This window comes from Streptomyces sp. MGP-BFMKR1 (genome assembly GCF_057766585.1).
The window spans coordinates 6,665,629-6,682,962 of the sequence record NZ_CM173408.1; the positions used below are offsets into that span (position 1 = coordinate 6,665,629).

General features: G+C 71.1%; 15 protein-coding genes. 9 read left to right on the plus strand and 6 right to left on the minus strand.

Annotation, left to right across the window (positions count from 1 at the left end; translation table 11 throughout):
- The first annotated feature begins 73 nt into the window (after positions 1-73).
- Complete coding sequence (locus tag AC3CHW_RS26685) at positions 74-988, plus strand: ABC transporter ATP-binding protein (RefSeq protein WP_488468170.1); 915 nt, start codon at positions 74-76, stop codon at positions 986-988.
- 638 nt (positions 989-1,626) lie between these two features.
- Positions 1,627-2,205, plus strand: coding sequence for a DJ-1/PfpI family protein (locus AC3CHW_RS26690; protein ID WP_488468171.1), 579 nt, complete (start codon positions 1,627-1,629; stop codon positions 2,203-2,205).
- A 201-nt stretch (positions 2,206-2,406) separates the two neighbouring features.
- Here AC3CHW_RS26690 and AC3CHW_RS26695 read toward each other — a convergent pair whose 3' ends face one another.
- Positions 2,407-2,775, minus strand: a complete 369-nt coding sequence (locus AC3CHW_RS26695) for an arsenate reductase family protein (RefSeq protein ID WP_398607827.1) — start codon at positions 2,773-2,775, stop codon at positions 2,407-2,409.
- 131 nt (positions 2,776-2,906) lie between these two features.
- On the opposite strand from AC3CHW_RS26695, the gene AC3CHW_RS26700 reads away from it, so the two are divergent.
- From AC3CHW_RS26700 to AC3CHW_RS26720, 5 genes are all read left to right on the plus strand, one after another.
- Positions 2,907-3,191 carry a hypothetical protein gene (locus tag AC3CHW_RS26700; RefSeq protein ID WP_176161264.1) on the plus strand — a complete coding sequence of 95 codons (285 nt, stop codon included), beginning with the start codon at positions 2,907-2,909 and terminating at the stop codon, positions 3,189-3,191.
- A 312-nt stretch (positions 3,192-3,503) separates the two neighbouring features.
- A complete protein-coding gene (locus AC3CHW_RS26705; RefSeq protein WP_488468172.1) occupies positions 3,504-4,367 on the plus strand; it encodes a HalD/BesD family halogenase in 864 nt (287 codons plus the stop codon).
- Positions 4,368-4,710: 343 nt separating this feature from the next.
- Entirely contained in the window at positions 4,711-6,693 is a 1,983-nt protein-coding gene (locus AC3CHW_RS26710) for a choline/carnitine O-acyltransferase (protein ID WP_488468173.1), read from the plus strand.
- 488 nt (positions 6,694-7,181) lie between these two features.
- Entirely contained in the window at positions 7,182-9,332 is a 2,151-nt protein-coding gene (locus tag AC3CHW_RS26715) for a glycosyltransferase family 4 protein (RefSeq protein WP_488468174.1), read from the plus strand.
- A 379-nt stretch (positions 9,333-9,711) separates the two neighbouring features.
- Positions 9,712-10,737, plus strand: a complete 1,026-nt coding sequence (locus AC3CHW_RS26720) for a DUF5954 family protein (RefSeq protein ID WP_488468175.1) — start codon at positions 9,712-9,714, stop codon at positions 10,735-10,737.
- A gap of 263 nt (positions 10,738-11,000) precedes the next feature.
- On the opposite strand, the gene AC3CHW_RS26725 is transcribed toward AC3CHW_RS26720, so the two are convergent.
- Positions 11,001-11,270, minus strand: a complete 270-nt coding sequence (locus AC3CHW_RS26725; protein WP_488468176.1) for a hypothetical protein — start codon at positions 11,268-11,270, stop codon at positions 11,001-11,003.
- Positions 11,271-11,803: 533 nt separating this feature from the next.
- Here AC3CHW_RS26725 and AC3CHW_RS26730 point away from each other — a divergent pair.
- Positions 11,804-12,337 (plus strand): toll/interleukin-1 receptor domain-containing protein, encoded by a 534-nt coding sequence (locus AC3CHW_RS26730; RefSeq protein WP_488468177.1) that lies wholly within the window; start codon positions 11,804-11,806, stop codon positions 12,335-12,337.
- 262 nt (positions 12,338-12,599) lie between these two features.
- Here AC3CHW_RS26730 and glnA read toward each other — a convergent pair whose 3' ends face one another.
- Positions 12,600-14,009, minus strand: a complete 1,410-nt coding sequence (gene glnA, locus AC3CHW_RS26735; protein ID WP_398607818.1) for a type I glutamate--ammonia ligase — start codon at positions 14,007-14,009, stop codon at positions 12,600-12,602.
- Positions 14,010-14,262: 253 nt separating this feature from the next.
- On the opposite strand from glnA, the gene AC3CHW_RS26740 reads away from it, so the two are divergent.
- On the plus strand, positions 14,263-14,730 hold the full coding sequence (locus tag AC3CHW_RS26740) for an RDD family protein (RefSeq protein WP_398607817.1): 468 nt from the start codon (positions 14,263-14,265) through the stop codon (positions 14,728-14,730).
- 421 nt (positions 14,731-15,151) lie between these two features.
- Here AC3CHW_RS26740 and AC3CHW_RS26745 read toward each other — a convergent pair whose 3' ends face one another.
- The 3 genes from AC3CHW_RS26745 to lipA form a co-directional block, all read right to left on the minus strand.
- Positions 15,152-15,832 (minus strand): DUF4191 domain-containing protein, encoded by a 681-nt coding sequence (locus AC3CHW_RS26745; protein WP_176161242.1) that lies wholly within the window; start codon positions 15,830-15,832, stop codon positions 15,152-15,154.
- A gap of 10 nt (positions 15,833-15,842) precedes the next feature.
- The gene (locus AC3CHW_RS26750) at positions 15,843-16,064 is read right to left on the minus strand and encodes an SCO2195 family GlnR-regulated protein (protein ID WP_488468178.1); all 222 of its coding nucleotides are present in this window, start codon (positions 16,062-16,064) and stop codon (positions 15,843-15,845) included.
- A gap of 277 nt (positions 16,065-16,341) precedes the next feature.
- Positions 16,342-17,292, minus strand: a complete 951-nt coding sequence (gene lipA / locus AC3CHW_RS26755; RefSeq protein WP_387604756.1) for a lipoyl synthase — start codon at positions 17,290-17,292, stop codon at positions 16,342-16,344.
- Positions 17,293-17,334: the final 42 nt, after the last annotated feature.

Genomic DNA, 17,334 nt, shown 5'->3' on the forward strand with positions numbered 1-17,334 from the left:
AGACCGGGAGCCACCAGCTTGGACACCGCATGAACAGCGTGAACCGCGTGAAACCCCTGAGGAGCGTGACGACATGAAGCTCACCGTGGACGGGCTCCACGTCACCCTCGACCACCAACCCATCCTGCGCGACGTCAGCCTCGACGCCGCCCAGGGCGACATCGTGGGCCTCATCGGCCCCAACGGCAGCGGCAAGTCCACGCTGCTGCGCGCCGTCTACCGCTCGCTGCGCCCGACCCAGGGCGTGGTGCGGGTGGCCGGCGACGACGTGTGGAAACTGCCCGCCCGCACCGCCGCCCGGCGCACCGCCGCCGTCCTCCAGGACAGCAACAGCAACGCGGTGGGCCTGTGCGTCCAGGAGATCGTCGCGCTCGGCCGCACCCCCCACCACGGGCTGCTCGGCCGGGACGGCGCCGAGGACCACCGCGCCGTGGCGGAGGCCATGGACGCCTGCGGCGCCCGCCCGCTGGCCGAACGGGACTTCGCGTCCCTCTCCGGCGGCGAACGTCAACGGGTGTTGCTGGCAAGGGCGTTGGCGCAGAAGCCGAAGCTCCTGGTGCTCGACGAGCTGACCAACCACCTCGACATCCGCGCCCGCTTCGAACTGCTCGACCTGATCCGCGGCACCGGCACCACGACTTTGGCCGTGCTGCACGACCTCGACCTCGCCGCCCGGCTCTGCGACCACCTCGTGGTGCTGAGCGAGGGCGTGGTGGCGGCGGCCGGCAAGGTGCTCGACGTGCTGACTCCCGACGTCCTGCGCGAGGTCTTCGGCGTGCGGGCCGTCGCGGAACGGCACGCCGACGGCGTCATCCGCATCACCTACGGCGCCGACCCGCTGGCCCTCCACGACACGACGACGGACCCAGCCGCGTCGGCCGCGTCGGCCGAACCGTCCGACCGCACGCCCCCGGCGCCGACCCCACCGGCGCCCCCCGCCCCCCTGACCCCCACCGAACACGAGGCCCAGGCCCCGGTACCGGGCTGACCGCCCCGCCCCGCGGAGCGCGACCACCCGCCGGCCCGCCTCGTACGACCGCCCGACCCGCACGGCCCGTACGAGCGCCTGACCTGCCCGAAGACCCGGCCGCCCGACCCCTGGGCCGCACGACCACCGTGACCGCACCACCGGAACCACCCGAACCACCCGAACCACCCGCACCACCCGCACCACCCGCACGTCCCCGCTCCACCCCCGCACGTGCACCCGTGCCCCGCGTACGAGTGCACCCGTGGCCCGGACCGACCGCGCGTCCCCACGCGCGACCCCCGGCCGACCGCGGCGTACCACCCGCACATCGGCACACCGGAACCCGCCGCTCGGTTCATGCTCCACTGCCCCACCGCGCGGTGTCGCCCGGCTCGTGCCCCGCTGTGCGCGCACGTCCCACCGCACAGCACCTGTCCCACGGTTCCACCGCTCGGCCGCACCATCGCACCACCCGGGTGATGCCCCGCCCGTGGTGTTCGTCTGCCGCGAGCCCTCACCCCTTGGCCGGTACCCCGGCCCGCGTGCGCCCTCGTGCGCCCGCACGGCACCACAACCGCACCATTCGCACCATCTGCACCCCCTACCGTCCCCCACATCACGAAAGCTGGTCACTCTCCATGAACACCGTCACGCCCGTGAACGTCGGAGTGCTGTTCTTCGAGGAAGTCGAGGAACTCGACGCCGTAGGACCCTGGGAGGTCCTCGGCTACTGGGCCCACCACGTCGCCTCGTTCCCCGTCCGGATCTTCGCGATCGGCCGCGAGGCCGGCGTCGTCCGCTGCTCCAAGGGGCTCGGCCTCACGATGGACTACGACGTGGAGCACGCCCCGCGGCTGGACTTACTGGTCCACCCCGGCGGTGACGGCACCAACGTCCTCCAGGAGGACGAACGCCACCTCAAGTGGCTGCGCGAACTCCACGGCGAGGGAACCCTGTTGGCGAGCGTGTGCACCGGCTCCCTGGTGTTCGCCGCCGCCGGCCTGCTGGCCGGCCAGCCCGCCACCACGCACTGGCGCTACGGCCAGTTCTTCGCCGACATCGACACCTCGGTCGACGTCCGCGTCGAGGAACGCTTCGTCGACAACGGCACCGTCGTCACCAGCGCCGGCGTCTCGGCCGGCATAGACATGGCGCTGCACCTGGTCGGCCGCATGGACAGCCCCGAGGCCGCGGAAACCGTGCGGCAGGGCATCCAGTACCAGTACGCCGCCTGACCCCGGCGCACCCGCGCCAGCGGGGGCCGGCCGTCGTACGGTACGGGCCACCGGCCCCGTACGCCCCGGCCCCCAGCACCACCTGGCACCGCATCGCACCACCGCCCCCGGCCGAGCACGCCACCGGCCGGGGGCGGCGGCCCCCCGTGCGGCGCGGGTCCGCGAGCGAGGGCACCGGCGTCGCGCCACCGGCCGGCGGGCTCAGCCCCGGGAGCGGGCGACGGCCTCCCGCACCGCCTCGTCCGTACGCCCCACCACGGCCGAACCGTCGTCCGCCGTGATGATCGGCCGCTGGATCAGCTTGGGGTGCTCGGCGAGCGCCGCGATCCAGCGCTCGCGCGCGCCGGCGTCGCGCGGCCACTCCCGCAGCCCCAACTCCTTGGCCACGGCCTCCTGGGTGCGCGCGATGTCCCACGGCTCCAGGCCCAGCCGCTCCAGCACGGCCCGGATCTCGTCCTGGCTCGGGACGTCGTCGAGGTAGCGGCGGACGGTGTAGTCGGCGCCCTCCGCGTCCAGCAGGGTGAGCGCGCTGCGGCACTTGGAACAGGCCGGATTGATCCAGATCTCCATGCCCGCCACGGTACCCCCTCCCGCCCCCTCCGACCCCGGTCAAACCCCGTCTGGCCTGGGGCGATTGTCAGTGCCCTGACGTAAAATAAGGGAGTAAGAGAGAGGGCGAGCGACCGATCTGGAGGACGCCGATGGCCGTTGCCGCAACACCTCTTCCGTACCTGCCGGACCTGCCCAGTTTCCCGACGCTGCCGAAGAAGCGGGTGCCAGCCGGCCACCCGCGCGAGTGGTACGAGTCGCACCACCGCCGCCTGAAGGCCATGCGCCTGGCGATCGCCCTGCTGCACGCCGGGGTGTACCGCCCAGAGCAGGCGTCCAACCGCAAGATACGCACCACCGCGGCCCGGATCGGCGTGCACCCGCCGTCCGACACCACCTGCCGCATGGTGCGCTCGCTCATCCACTACGACGACTGACCGACGCGACGAACCAACCCACCGCCCCGCGGCTTCGGCCGTGGGGCGGTGGGGTGTGCGCGGGGCGTCGGGGCGGGGTATGGACGGCGGGGGCGGGGCAGCGTGTGACGTGTCACAGGCAAAGGCATCACCATGGCCATCACCAACTGCCTTACTCGTCAGTAAAGTTGCTGCCGCTGAGGCGGTGGGCCGCAGGGTCCGTCAGTCATGCCCGGGTGCCGCGAGGCACTCAGGGGCGGGGCCGGGCGCGCGCCGGTTCGCCGCATTCGCCGCCGGTTCGCAACGGCCGACCCGTACCTGGAGAGGACCCCCATGGGCACTGCGGAAGCGACGTCGCTCGATCAGGTGGTGGACACGGCCCGATATCCCCTGCTGGACCTCGCGGGGCCCGTCGGGCGGTCCGTGGTCGACCGGGCGCGGCGCGAGTTGGCCTCGCTTGGCTGCACCGTGCTGCACGACTTCGTCCGTCCCGAGCTGCACGAGGCCGTGCGCCGGGAGTGCGCGGCGCTCGCGCCCCGGGCGTACGCCGACGTCGAGACGGTCAACGTCTACAACATCGCCGAGACGGCCGACCTGCCGGCCGACCACCCCGGCCGCACGCTCTTCGAGCGCGGCAACGCGTTCGTGGCCCGGGACCACATCCCGGCGGAGGCCCTCATCAGCCAGCTCTACGCGCACCGGGCCTTCCAGCGCTTCGTCGCCCGCTGCTTCGCGCTGCCCGAGCTGTACGAACTCGCCGACCCGCTCTCCGGGTTGGTGCTCAACGTCGTGGAGCCGGGCAAGGGCCACCCGTGGCACTTCGACACCAACGAGTTCACCGTGAGCATGCTGACCCAGGCGCCACGGGAGGGCGGCCTCTTCGAGTTCTGCCCGCACATCAGGTCGGCGCGGTCGGAGAACTTCGACGACGTGCGGGACGTGCTCGCCGGGCGCGGCGAGCGGCTGATCAGGCGCCTGCGGCTCGGCCCCGGCGACCTCCAACTCTTCGCCGGCCGCTACAGCCTGCACCGGGTGAGCCCGGTGCGCGGCTCCGGCGCCCGGCACTCCGCGATCTTCGCCTACAGCCAGCGCCCCGGCGTCGTCGGCAGCGTGGCTCGTACCCGTCAACTCTTCGGCCGGGTGCTGCCCGCGCACCTGGCGGCCGACGCCGTACGCGGCGACAGCCTCCTCGACTGACCGGAGCACCCCGCCGCCCGGCTGGCGGAGCGCGCCGGCCGGGCCGCTGCCCGTACGGTGGGCCCCGCCCCCCCGCGCCGCCCCACCTCGCCCCGCCGTGCCGCCCGGTCGGCGTCGGCCCTAGCCTCAACGCGCGGGCGTGCGAGTGCTGTTGACCGCGCGGCCGGGCGCCCCGCCGTACCCTCGCCGCACCCAGGTCGCCCGTCCCGCGCACGCCCGTTCCCACCCCCGCCCGCACCCTGAACAGCCGCACCGGAGCCGCCCGCGCCGCCCGTCCGGGCAGCCAGGGGGAGCGGCCCGGTCGCCGTCCCTACCGTCCACCGCGCCCGAAGGAAGCAGCCCCATGCACACCAGCCAGGAAACGGACCCCACCCCGACCGGCCGAGGCGCGACAGGTGCCCACGGCGCCGCCGCGCCGGCCCCCGACCCGGCCGGCGCGTCCACCTTCGCGCACGAGGACGTCCTCCCGCGCGTCCCGCTGCCCACGCTTGAGGAGAGTTGCGAGCGGTTCCTCGCCTGGTGCGCGCCGCTGCTGACCGCCGAGGAACGCGCGGCGACGGAAGCCGAGGTGGCGGCCTTCGCCGCTGAGGGGGGCGCGGGCCGGACCCTACAGGCGGCGCTGGCGGAGTACGACGCGAGCGAGGGCGTGCACAGTTGGCTCGACACCTTCTGGCCCTACCGCTACCTGGGGCGACGGGACCGGATCGCGCTCAACGCCAACTTCTTCTTCCTCTTCCAGGATGTCGAAGGTGCCGAGGGCGCCCAGGACGACCAGGGTGCCCAGGGCCGCCAGGGTGCCCAGGACGGCCAGGGGGTCCGGGACAGCGAGGTGCGGGGCCCCGACCAGCCGCAGGTGGAGCGGGCCGCCGGGCTCATCGCCGGGGCCGTGCACTACAAGCGGCTGCTCGACCAGGAGCGGGTGCCGCCGCTCGTGCAGCGCGGTCAGCCGCAGTCGATGGAGCAGAACAAGTACCTCTTCTCCACCACCCGCATCCCCGGCCCCGAACAGGACACCGTCCGCGCCCCGTACACCGCGCAGTGGCCCGGCCCGTCGCGGGCCCGGCACATCGTGGTCTTCCACCGAGGCCACATGTTCCGCCTCGACGTCATCGGCCCGGACGGGACCCCGCACAGCCTGGCCGACCTGACGGCCGGGCTGCGCGCCGTGCGGGCCGCCGGCGCCGAACCGCCCGCACCCGACACGTCCGTGGGCCACCTGACCACCATGGCCCGCGCGGAGTGGGCCGCGGCCAGGGACGCGCTGCTCGCCTGCCACCCGCGCAACGCGGCGGCCCTGGACGACGTCGAGACGGCGCTGTTCTGCCTCTGCCTGGAGGACTTCGCGCCCGCGGACACCCAGCAGGCCTGCGACGAACTCCTCTACGGCGACCGGGGCAACCGCTGGTTCGACAAGGCCCTGTCCCTGATCGTCTTCGCCGACGGCCGGGCGGGCGTCAACGTCGAACACTGCGAGCTGGACGGCACGACCATCCTCAGCTTCGTGGACGCCGTCCTCGGCACCCCGGCGTCCGAACACGCCCTGCGCGCCGGCGCGCGCACCCAGGGCGCGCCCACGCCCCGCCCGATCCACTTCGAGCTGGACGCGGCGCTGCGGGCCCAGGTGCGCTCGGCCGCCGACGCCTTCGCGGAGTACGGCGAGAACACCGCCACCCGCACCGTCCCCTTCGACGACTTCGGCGCCCAGCACGCCAAGTCGCTGCGCGTCTCGCCGGACGCGTTCGTCCAGCTCGCCTACCAACTCGCCCACCAGCGCGCCAAGGGCCGGCTCGGCGCCACGTACGAGTCGATCGCCACCCGCCAGTACCGGCGCGGGCGCACCGAGGCGATGCGCGTGGTGACCCCGAGGATCCAGCGGTTCGTGGCGGCGATGGAGGACCCGGCGGCCGACGCCGCCACCCGCCGCGCCGCGCTGCGCTCGGCCGCCGAGCAGCACGTGACCCGGGCCAGGGAGTGCCAGCTCGGCCAGGCGCCCGAGCAGCACCTATGGGAGCTGGAGCTGATCCAGCGCCGCCGAGGCGCGGAGCTCGGCGTCGCCGAGCAGCCCGCGCTCTACCGCAGCCCGGGATGGGTGATCATGCGGGACGACTACCTGAGTACGAGTTCCGCGCCCTCGGCCCACATCCAGTACTTCGGCTTCGGCTCCACCAGCCCCCGCTGCATCGGCGTCGCCTACGTCCTGCTCCCGGACCGCTTCCACGTCTACCTGAGCACCCCGCGCCCGGTGGCCGACCAGATGCACGCCTTCGCCGCCGAGTTGCGCACGGCGGTCGCCGAGATGCGCGCCCTGCTGGACGCGCCGGAGTGAGCCCGCCGACCGCCCGGCTCTGACCCGCCCCACGCCTGCGCCGCCGCGCTCCGCACCGGCCCGCCACCCTGTGAGAAGGCGGGTTTCCGTACCGTCTCGCTCGCCGCGCGAACCGGCCCGTTCCCCGTCCGGGGGGCGGGCCGTCGCACGTACGGCCCGGCTCGCGCGCCCCGGTCGCGCGCCCGGCGCACGGCCCCGCGTGCCGCGCCCGAGCGGGGGCGTGCGACGGTGGGAGCAGGCAATTCAGCCGCGAGATGACGGGCGAACCAGCTTTGGGTTAATTTTGCTCCCGGAATGCCACGCATCCGATCATGCTCGTGCCCTTCGGCAGCTTGCGAACCCCAGTGGTTCCGAACCCCAGCGGTGGCGAACCCCAGTGGTTCCGAACCCCTGGACGAGGGGCTTTCTCTGGCCGGACGAGGCCAGGGGTCCAACAGTCCACGACCTCACGGACGGGCCGTGACGACAGAAGCGGTGGGAGCCCCACAGTGAAGATCGTTTTCCTGATCCACAACGCGTACGGCATCGGGGGGACCATCCGCTCGACGGTGAACCTGTCCACCGCGCTGGCGGCCCGACACGACGTCGAGGTCGTCAGCGTGCACCGGGTCGCCGACGAGCCGCAGCTCACCTACGGCGCCGGGGTGCGGCTCAGCTCCCTGATCGACATGCGCGAGGACAGCCCCGGTTACGAGGGCGAGCACGAGCTGACGAAGCGGCCCAACACGATGTTCCCCGACAAGGGCGTCGACTTCGGCCGGCTGCACTACACCGCGCTGCACGACGAGCGCATCGCCGACTTCCTGGCCCGCACCGACGCCGACGTGGTGATCGCCACCCGCCCCATCCTCAACGGCTACCTCGCCCGTTACGGCAAGCCCCACCAGGTGCGCATCGGCCAGGAGCACCTCTCGCTCGACGCGCACAGCGACCAACTGCGCACCGACCAGAACTCCGCCCTGAGCGACCTCGACGCCTTCGTGACCGTCTCCGAGGCCGACGCCGCCCAGTACCGCGCGGCCCTCCCGGACGTCACCACCACCATCCTGGCCATCCCCAACGGCGTACCGAAGGCGCAGGTCGAGCCCTCCAACCTGGCCACGCGGGTCATCGTCTCCGCCGGCCGGCTGGTCGCCGTCAAGCGCTACGACCGGCTGATCAACGCGTTCGCCGCGGTCGCCGACGAGTTCCCCGACTGGACGCTGCGGGTCTACGGCCGCGGCCCCGAGAAGGCCAAGCTGCGCCGGCTCATCGACCAACTGGGCCTGTACGACCGGGTGTTCCTGATGGGCGCCGTGTCGCCGATCGAGACCGAGTGGGCCAAGGGCGCGCTGGCCGCGGTCTCCTCGGACATGGAGTCCTTCGGCATGACCATCGTGGAGGCCATGCACTGCGGCGTCCCGGTCGTCGCCACCGACTGCCCGCACGGTCCCGCCGAGATCATCAGCGACGGCCAGGACGGCCTGCTCGTCCCCCTCGCCCCGGCCACCGGCACGGACGTCTCCGCGTACGCAGCCGCCCTGCGCTCGCTCATGTCGGACGACGCGCTGCGCCGCAAGCTGGGCGAGGGCGCGCTCGCCAAGGCGGCCACCTTCGCCCCCGACGTCATCGGCCGCCGCTACGAGGAACTGTTCACCACCCTCGGCAAGGGGCGCGCCCCGGCCCGTGGCCAGCAGGCCGCGCGCGGCCAGGGCGCCGACCGCGGGCCCGAGCGCAAGACCGCGCGCCCCGGCCTGTTGCGGCGCGTGCGGGCGGCGCTGCGCGGTGACGAGGCGACGCCGGCGCCGGCCGGCGAAACGGCGGCCCAGGGCACGGCGTCCGAGGCGCCGCGCACCGTGGCCTTCGCCCGATCGAGCGCGAACGGCGACATCACCATCCGGCTGGCCGACGTCCCGCCGGGCCCCCTCGACTTCGTCGCCCGGCTGCGCCGCGACCCGCAACGCCGGGAGATCCGCGTCCCGGTGCCCGAGGGCGAGGCCGGCGTGCTGCTGAGCCACCGCGACCACGCGCTCGCCGAGGGCCGCTGGGACTGTTACGTCGCCCCGCGCGACACCCACAACCGCACCCGCCTGACCGCGGTCATCGCCGAGACCGCCCGCCTGATCGGCGAACCACCCGCCCGCGACGCCGAGGGCATCGCCGCCTGGGTGCCGTACGCCACCACCGACGGCTTCCTCGCCCTACGGAGCTGGCAGCGCCCCGCCCACGCCGAGGTCACCAGGGTCGCCGTCGACCACGACGCGGCCACCCTCACCGCCCGCGTACTGGCCCCCACCGACCTCCCCCTGACCTCGGCCACCGTCCACGCCGCGGCCCGCGAGGACTCCGCGTACGACTTCGACGTCCCCGTCACGGACCTGGGCGACGGCCGCTTCAGCTTCACCCTCCCCTACGCGGAGGCCCTGCGCCGCCGCTCCGTGGAACACGACCTGTGGGACCTCACCGTCCGCACCCCGGGCCGGGCCCCCGTCCCGGTGGGCCGCATCACCGGCGACATCGTCGACCGGAAGAAGACCGACTACGCACCCCCCGCCCACCACGAACACCCCACCCGCGGCACCACCCGCATCAAGCCGTTCTTCACGGCCACGAACAACCTGGCGCTGAGCGTGCGGGATGAGGGGGAGGAGGGGGAGTAGGGGCGACTCCTCGGCGCGGGCGTGGGCGGGCGTTCGGGAGCCCGCGGCAAGGGAGGTGGCCGCTGTCGCGTGCGCGATGGCGGGGAGTGCCGTGAATACCCACCAGCGCGCAAGGCGGGTTGGCTTCGCACGCTCACACCCTGATGTGTGCACGTGGTGGGGGAGCTAGCCTCGGCTGCCGCGCCCCCAGCGCGCTCCAAGGCTCCGACCGCCCGCCCTGTGTCCTGCCGCGGTTGTGCCACGCGTTCCGATATGGCCAGGTCGGTAGCGCCCCCCGGACACACCCCCAACCAACACACCATGCCCCAACCCCGGCCACCCCTGGACCACTTGGACGGATTCACCTCGGCCACCAACCCGCGTCGCTCACAATGTGCGCATGGTTGATGACTGGAAGCGACAGCTCGACGCCCTGCACGCAGCGCTGGTCCGCCGCGACGACCCGGTCGCCTGGGTGACGGAGGCCGACGCGGTGACTGCCTCGCGGCGCTACCCGAACCCGGCCCTGCGAGGGCCCGTCTTCGGGGTCGCCGCGCAGGACCCGGCCGGCGACGCGCGCTGGCGGGTGCTGTTGCCGGTCGTGGACGGGATGCCCCAGCAGGCCCGGGACGCACTCAACTCGCACCTGTGGTTCAAGGCCAAGGACGACACCGACGACCCCGCGGTGCGACGCGAACTGCTGGCCGCCGTGGCCGTGCTCGAACGCGAACCGGTCAACGAGATCGAGGTCCTCGGCGTTCGCTACCGGGTCGTACGCGGGGACGAGTTCGCGCGCAGCGGCGAGGACGGGCTGGAGCCGCCCCGCCCCACCGACCGGGAGCCGGCCGACCGGACCTGGGGCGTACCCAGTAAAGAGCCCTCGCCTGACGTGGACTTCGCCATCGACCCCGACCAGGACGACGGCCTGATCGCGGGCGCCACGAAGCTGGGCATGCGCGACTTCGCCTACACCGGCTCCCGCTACCCGGCCGCCGTACGCGCGGACTCCCAGCGGGCAGCCGCCGCCTACCCGGACATCGCGTTGCTGCCCGTCGGTTTCCGCGTGGCCGAACGCAACGAGAGCGGCTGGGAGCCGCACGGCGCCATGATGGCCACCCCGCACGAGGCCCGCGACCTGCTACACGGCGCGATGATCGAGTTCTGGCCCGTGCTCTACGAGTTCGACGAGCGGGAGAAGGCCGCGTACGTCGAGGCGGCCGAGAAGTTCAAGGCCGCCGGCAACGCCAACGACGTGTGCGTGGGCGACCGTCACTACCGCATCTGCCGCATCGAGCGCCTCATCCGCTGCGGCCCGGACGGCCCGGAGCCCCCGCGCCGCACCGACGTCGACGGATACGGCCCCATGAAGCTCCACCCGACCATGGACGAGGACGGCACCATTCATCACGACCATGACGACGACTGAGCGCTGACCTCAACGATCGAGTGACGAAGCGCCGGGTCTACGGGTCTTCCGCAGCATCAGGCTCCCAGGCGACCAACTCGATCAAGCTCTGTTGAGACGGCACCACCGCAGCAGCCGATCTTCGGCGAAAGCGGCCCATCCCTCGCTGAGGTCAGCACGGCGAAACCGGGAGTTCAATCTGGGGGTGTACGTCATGATGGTCCGTTGACGATTGTGGCCGGTCGTCGTGAATCAGTTAGTAGGCACCCTCGTTCAGGTGCGCGTTACATCAGCGCCGCAGTGAACGTGAAGGAAGCGAGCCCCAGCAGAGCTGTAACGCAGTACTGAAAGGTGCTGATCGCTGATCTGAGGTGCTGATGCCGTTGTGCGTGCTGCAGGATGTCCGTCCAGAGCTCAGCCACGGCGTGGCCCAGAGCTGCATCTAAGCTGAGTTCGCGTATTTCCCTCGCGAAGCTGCTCTGGTCGGCAACAGACTTGAGAGTGTCCCCCCAATTGAACAGAAACCTCGATGGAATCTCGGCGGCGTGCAGCACGCGGATAGTCTTGCGCGTTGCGATAGCGTTAATGCAGCCCCATAAGCTCCGCAAAATGAGTGCTAGCGTCAGAGTGGTCAGCGCTCCGAAGCAGTTTTCCCCCCACAGAGACCATGAGCCTCTGCTGGTTTGCAGGTGATAGTTCACAAGGATCAGTGCGCCAGTTGCCAATATTGAATTAGCACTGAGTAAGGCAGAAGCGCGGGTCGATGTGGACGAGCGCAGTCGGTCGTATCTGTCGATGTGCCATTTCGTCAGGTCTAGTAAGTCGGCTTCAGGTAGCGGCCCTCCGGTGCTGCCTCGTTTTGTGAGCGATGTCTTGCACCTGCTCTTGTCTTGTCGCGGTTGACTCCCGTCGTGAGCTCCAGCCACTGGGCCTGTCCTCCCGTCGTCACAAGCGCACGATTCATGACGTGCGGCTCCTTGCTGGCCTAACACGTTTCCGCTGGCCGGCTATCCTAGGGCAGAGGTGTGATCAATGTGGGGAGTTCATGGAAAGGTAATCGCATCGATGGCGTGGAAAGCGGGATGCGTTGACATTGATCTTTCTTAATTACCGTCAAGAAGGTGGAGCTTACGCGGCGGCTCTACTTGATGAGTTGTTGATCAGCCGTTTCGGCGAAGGGCAGGTCTTCCGTGCCGCCAGGTCGATCCGTCCGGGATCGGACTACGCGGACGCCATTCTTCGAGCTGTGGCCGAGTGTGAAGTCATGCTTGCAGTCATAGATGAAGGATGGGAGGCGAGTGTGAAGCACCAATTCGGCGAGGGTGCCGATGGGAGCGGCTGGGTGTTGCGGGAGCTTGGGGAGGCGTTCAGGTGCGAGAAGAAGATAATCCCCATACTGCTTTCCGGGGTTAAACGCTTGAGCGCAGAGGGCCCGCTTGAAGTGCCTAACGAGATGTCGAGACTGCAATATTTGAGGTTCGACTATCGAAACATTCGACAGGACGTCAATTTCATTGCAGAGCAACTTGTTAAGGTGTGTCCGCACATCCAAAGGGTTCACGGAGAAGACTCGCGCCGCAAGGGCTTGCTCGGTAAGGCAGTTGCCGCGTTGCTTCGATGAAGTTGCCGCTGCGAGCTACGATGGTCTCCCGTACTCGGACCGCCTCGTTCGGTACCAGGCCCCCTTGCTTGGATGTCGGCTGGTCACCTTGAGAGACGACACCCAGCCCTGAGAAGCACCACACGGCTGAGGACCGCCTTCCCTCGCGGGGAAGACGGTCCTCAGTTGCTCATGAGATGCGGCTGGGCTAGGCGGCAGACGTCCGGTGCAACCTCCTGTGCCCCGGGCCAGCGCGCCCCAGCCCCACTGTCCTCAGGTCGACTTACAAGTCGAAGTACAGCTCGAACTCGTGCGGGTGCGGCCGGAGCTGGATCGGGGCGATTTCCTGGGTGCGCTTGTAGTCGATCCAGGTCTCGATCAGGTCGGCCGTGAAGACACCACCCTGTTGCAGGTACTCGTTGTCAGCCTCGAGGGCGTCCAGGACGGCCGGCAGGGAGGTGGGGACCTGAGGGACGCCCGCGTGCTCCTCGGGGGCCAGCTCGTAGAGGTCCTTGTCGATCGGCTCGGCCGGCTCGATCTTGTTCTTCACGCCGTCCAGGCCCGCGAGGAGGAGCGCCGAGAACGCCAGGTACGGGTTGGACGACGGGTCCGGGGCGCGGAACTCGACGCGCTTGGCCTTCGGGTTGGAGCCCGTGATCGGGATGCGCATGGCGGCGGAGCGGTTGCGCTGCGAGTAGACCAGGTTGACCGGGGCCTCGAAGCCGGGGACCAGGCGGTGGTAGGAGTTCACCGTCGGGTTGGTGAAGGCCAGCAGCGACGGGGCGTGCTTGAGGATGCCGCCGATGTAGTAGCGGGCGATGTCCGAGAGGCCCGCGTAACCCTGCTCGTCGTAGAAGAGGGGCTCGCCGCCCGTCCACAGCGACTGGTGGACGTGCATGCCGGAGCCGTTGTCGCCGAAGATCGGCTTGGGCATGAAGGTCGCGGTCTTGCCGTTGCGCCAGGCGACGTTCTTCACGATGTACTTGAAGAGCATCAGGTCGTCGGCCGCGGCCAGCAGCGTGTTGAACTTGTAGTTGATCTCGGCCTGGCCGGCGGTGCCGACCTCGTGGTGCTGGCGCTCGACCTGGAGGCCGGACCGCTCCAGCTCGAGGGAGATCTCCGCGCGCAGGTCGGCGAAGTGGTCCACCGGCGGGGCCGGGAAGTAGCCGCCCTTGTAGCGCACCTTGTAACCACGGTTGTTCTCCACCGCGCCGGTGTTCCAGGCGCCGGCCTCGGAGTCGATGTGGTAGAAGGACTCGTTCGCGGCGGTGTTGAAGCGCACGTTGTCGAAGACGTAGAACTCGGCCTCGGGGCCGAAGAACGCGGTGTCCGCGATGCCGGTGGAGGCCAGGTACGCCTCGGCCTTCTTGGCGATGTTGCGCGGGTCGCGGCTGTACTGCTCGCCCGTGATCGGGTCGTGGATGAAGAAGTTGATGTTGAGCGTCTTGTCCCGGCGGAACGGGTCGACGCGCGCCGTGCTCAGGTCCGCGCGCAGCGCCATGTCGGACTCGTGGATCGCCTGGAAGCCGCGGATCGAGGAACCGTCGAAGGCGAGCTCTTCGGAGGGGTCGAACACCGTCGCCGGGATGGTGAAGTGCTGCATCACGCCAGGCAGGTCGCAGAAGCGGACGTCCACGAACTTGACGTCCTCATCCGCGATGAACTTCTTGGCGTCGTCGCCGTTCTGGAACATCCCACTCCTCCTAGCCCGGCCGGGAGCGGTCGGGGTTGCTTCGATAGCGCTGACCTGTGCGGTGGTGCGCCGGGCCCGACCATAGGTAGCCGGGATTTCCCGAGCATGACCCATTTGTTTCGCTCAGGTTAACCGGTACGCGGGGCCGGAACGCGTGCTCCGCGCGCTGCCCGTGGCCGGCCACCGCCCCCCGCCGGGACGTTCCTCGCCCCCGAGGGGCCGGGACGGGGCACTGTCGCAGTACCGTGGTGGGGTGGATAACAGGCAAGTAATCGGCTCGTGGCTCTCCGGGCCCCGCGCGGCGGCCGAGGAGATGGGCGTCGACTTCGGCTACCGGGGTGAACGGCTCGGCCTGCCCCGCGACGGACGGGGCGCCGTCGCGCCGCCCGGCCGGCGCATGCTCGCCCTCCTCGTCGACTGGGGGCTGTGCCTCCTCATCGCGTACGGGCTGATCGCCGACCGCGACGCGGCGTCGGCCGGGAACTGGGCGCTCCCCGTCTTCCTGGTGATGTCCCTGTTCACCGTCGGCACGCTCGGCTGCACGCCGGGCAAGATGCTGCTGCGCATCCGCGTCGTCGACCTGAGCGGCAACCGGCTCTCGCTGCCGCGCACCCTGATCCGCTGCGTCCTGCTCGGCCTGGTCGTCCCGGCCGTCATCTGGGACCGCGACTCCCGCGGCCTGCACGACCGGGCCGCGGGCGCCGTACAGGTCCGCCTGTAGTCCATCCCTGGAGTCCACGCGGCGCGCGGCACGTCGTACGGCACGCGCGGTATCCGGCGCGGCGTCCGTCGCCCGTTACCGACCCACCGCCGCCCGCGGGTCTTCACGTACCGGCGGCTACGGCTACTGGTGCGGTGCCTGCCGCGCCTGTGTATGCCGGCGTCCGCATCTGCGTACGGCGTCCTACGGTCCGCGCCATACGGCCTCGCTCTACCCCCGCGCTCCCGGCGGCCTCACCGGCCCGCCAGGGGCGCGCTTCGCTGTCGTACGGCGGGCGTAGCGGGGGTGCACGGCGGCCCGCTTCCCAGGGCCTCGCGTACGCGCCCTCACGCGCCCGCACGTGCGAAGGGCGGCCCGAACGGGAGTGTTCGGGCCGCCCTTCCTGGGAGGCTCTGGGGCGCGCCGCGCCGGTGGTGGGGGACTAGCGACCCTTCGGCATGCGCACGTTCTTCGGCATGGGGCCCTTGGGGATCGGCATGTTGCTCATCAGGTCGCCGAGCGCCCTGAGGCGGTCGTTGACCGCGGTGACCTGCGCGCCGGGGAGCACGCGCGGCAGCTTCAGCAGCTTCGTCCGGAGCTTGCTGATCGGCACCTCGCCCTCACCGTCACCGACCATCACGTCGTGCACCGGCACGTCGGCCACGATGCGGGCCATGCGCTTCTTCTCGGCCGCCAGCATCGACCGCAGCCGGTTCGGGTTGCCCTCGGCCACCAGCACGATGCCGGCCTTGCCGACGGCGCGGTGGATGACGTCTTGGTTGCGGTTCATGGCCACGGCCGGCGTCACCGACCAGCCACGGCCCACGTTCTCCAGTACGGCCGCCGCAGCGCCCGGCTGGCCCTCCATCTGCCCGAAGGCCGCCCGCTCCGCCCGTCGGCCGAAGATGATGGCCATCGCGAGGAAGGCCAGCACGAAGCCCAGGATGCCCAGCAGGATCGGATGGTCGATCCACAGGCCGATCGCGAGGAAGACACCGAACGTGATGATGCCCACAGCCGCGACGACAAGACCGACCTTCGAGTCGACCTTCTTGGTCATCTTGTAGGTCAGGGCGATCTGTTTCAGCCGCCCGGGGTTCTCGGATGTTTCCTTCCTCGCCATGTATCGCAGTTTACGTCGCCTGCGGCGTGCGGGTCGCCACGGCCTCCAGCACGTGTTCGGCCTCGTGACGGGCCTTGGCGCGGCGCCGGTCCTCCAGGACCGCCGTCCAGGCGTTACGGCGGGCGGTGCGCTGCCCGGCACCGAGCAGCAGGCCCTCGATCGCGCGCAGGGCCACGGCGACGGTCGGGCGCACGGACGGGCGGGCGGCGGGACGGGCGGGCGCGGCCAGCATGGTGGCGGTCTCCTCGGGCGAATCGCGGGTGCGCGTGGGTGGGCTGTGCCGGGGTGTGCCGGGGGGTGCCGGGGTGTCGCTACGTCTCCATGGTCGCCCTCCGGCGTGAGCCGGGGGTGTCGGCGCGGTCAAGCCTCCGTTACGCGCCGAGCCCCGGCAAACGCCGGCGCGGCCCGCACGGACCGCGTGGTGTCACGGGTGGTGCGGGCCGCGCGGGGCGTGCCGAAGGTGCTCACGGCCGGGAGCGGGGCCGTGCCGCCCCGCCTGACCGGTGGGGTCAGGCGGTCCTGGCGGGGACCGCCGCGTTACGCCGCTCGATGGCCTGCTGGTAGAGCCGGCCGGCGCGGTAGGAGGAGCGGACCAGCGGGCCGGACATGACGCCGGCGTAGCCGATCTCCTCCGCCTCCTCCTGCAGCTCCACGAACTCCTGCGGCTTCACCCAGCGCTCCACGGGGTGGTGGCGGGGGGTGGGGCGCAGGTACTGGGTGATGGTGATCAGCTCGCAGCCCGCCTCGTACAGGTCGTGCAGCGCCTCGCTGATCTCCGCGCGCTCCTCGCCCATGCCCAGGATCAGGTTGGACTTGGTGACCAGGCCGGCCTCGCGGGCCTTGGTGATGACCTCGAGGGAGCGCTCGTAGCGGAAACCGGGGCGGATGCGCCGGAAGATGCGGGGCACCGTCTCGACGTTGTGGGCGAGCACCTCGGGGCGGGAGGAGAAGACCTCGGCGAGCGCGGCGGGCTCGGCGTTGAAGTCCGGGATGAGGAGCTCGACGCCGGTGTCCGGCATCGCCGCGTGGATCTGGCGCACGGTCTCCGCGTACAGCCAGGCGCCGCCGTCCTCCAGGTCGTCGCGGGCGACGCCGGTGATGGTGGCGTAGCGCAGCTCCATCTGCTGCACGGACTCCGCGACCCGCCGGGGCTCGTCGCGGTCGAGCGCCTGCGGCTTGCCGGTGTCGATCTGGCAGAAGTCACAGCGCCGGGTGCACTGGTCGCCGCCGATCAGGAACGTCGCCTCGCGGTCCTCCCAGCACTCGAAGATGTTGGGACAGCCAGCCTCCTGGCACACCGTGTGCAGGCCCTCGGTCTTGACCAGCTTCTGCAACTGGTTGTACTCGGGACCCATCTTCGCCCGGGTCTTGATCCACTCGGGCTTGCGCTCGATGGGGGTCTGGCTGTTCCGGACCTCCAGGCGCAACATCTTGCGTCCATCGGGTGCGACTGCGGACACGTCCGGCACTCCACTTCGCTTGGCGCGGCTTTCGAATCTTCG

Bases quoted from the DNA above. Each gene is read 5' to 3' on its own strand.
- AC3CHW_RS26685 (WP_488468170.1), top strand. From the start codon at position 74: ATGAAGCTCACCGTGGACGGGCTCCACGTCACCCTCGACCACCAACCC.
- AC3CHW_RS26695 (WP_398607827.1), bottom strand. From the start codon at position 2,775: ATGGAGATCTGGATCAATCCGGCCTGTTCCAAGTGCCGCAGCGCGCTC.
- AC3CHW_RS26700 (WP_176161264.1), top strand. From the start codon at position 2,907: ATGGCCGTTGCCGCAACACCTCTTCCGTACCTGCCGGACCTGCCCAGT.
- AC3CHW_RS26705 (WP_488468172.1), top strand. From the start codon at position 3,504: ATGGGCACTGCGGAAGCGACGTCGCTCGATCAGGTGGTGGACACGGCC.
- AC3CHW_RS26710 (WP_488468173.1), top strand. From the start codon at position 4,711: ATGCACACCAGCCAGGAAACGGACCCCACCCCGACCGGCCGAGGCGCG.
- AC3CHW_RS26720 (WP_488468175.1), top strand. From the start codon at position 9,712: ATGGTTGATGACTGGAAGCGACAGCTCGACGCCCTGCACGCAGCGCTG.
- glnA (WP_398607818.1), bottom strand. From the start codon at position 14,009: ATGTTCCAGAACGGCGACGACGCCAAGAAGTTCATCGCGGATGAGGAC.
- AC3CHW_RS26745 (WP_176161242.1), bottom strand. From the start codon at position 15,832: ATGGCGAGGAAGGAAACATCCGAGAACCCCGGGCGGCTGAAACAGATC.
- AC3CHW_RS26750 (WP_488468178.1), bottom strand. From the start codon at position 16,064: ATGCTGGCCGCGCCCGCCCGTCCCGCCGCCCGCCCGTCCGTGCGCCCG.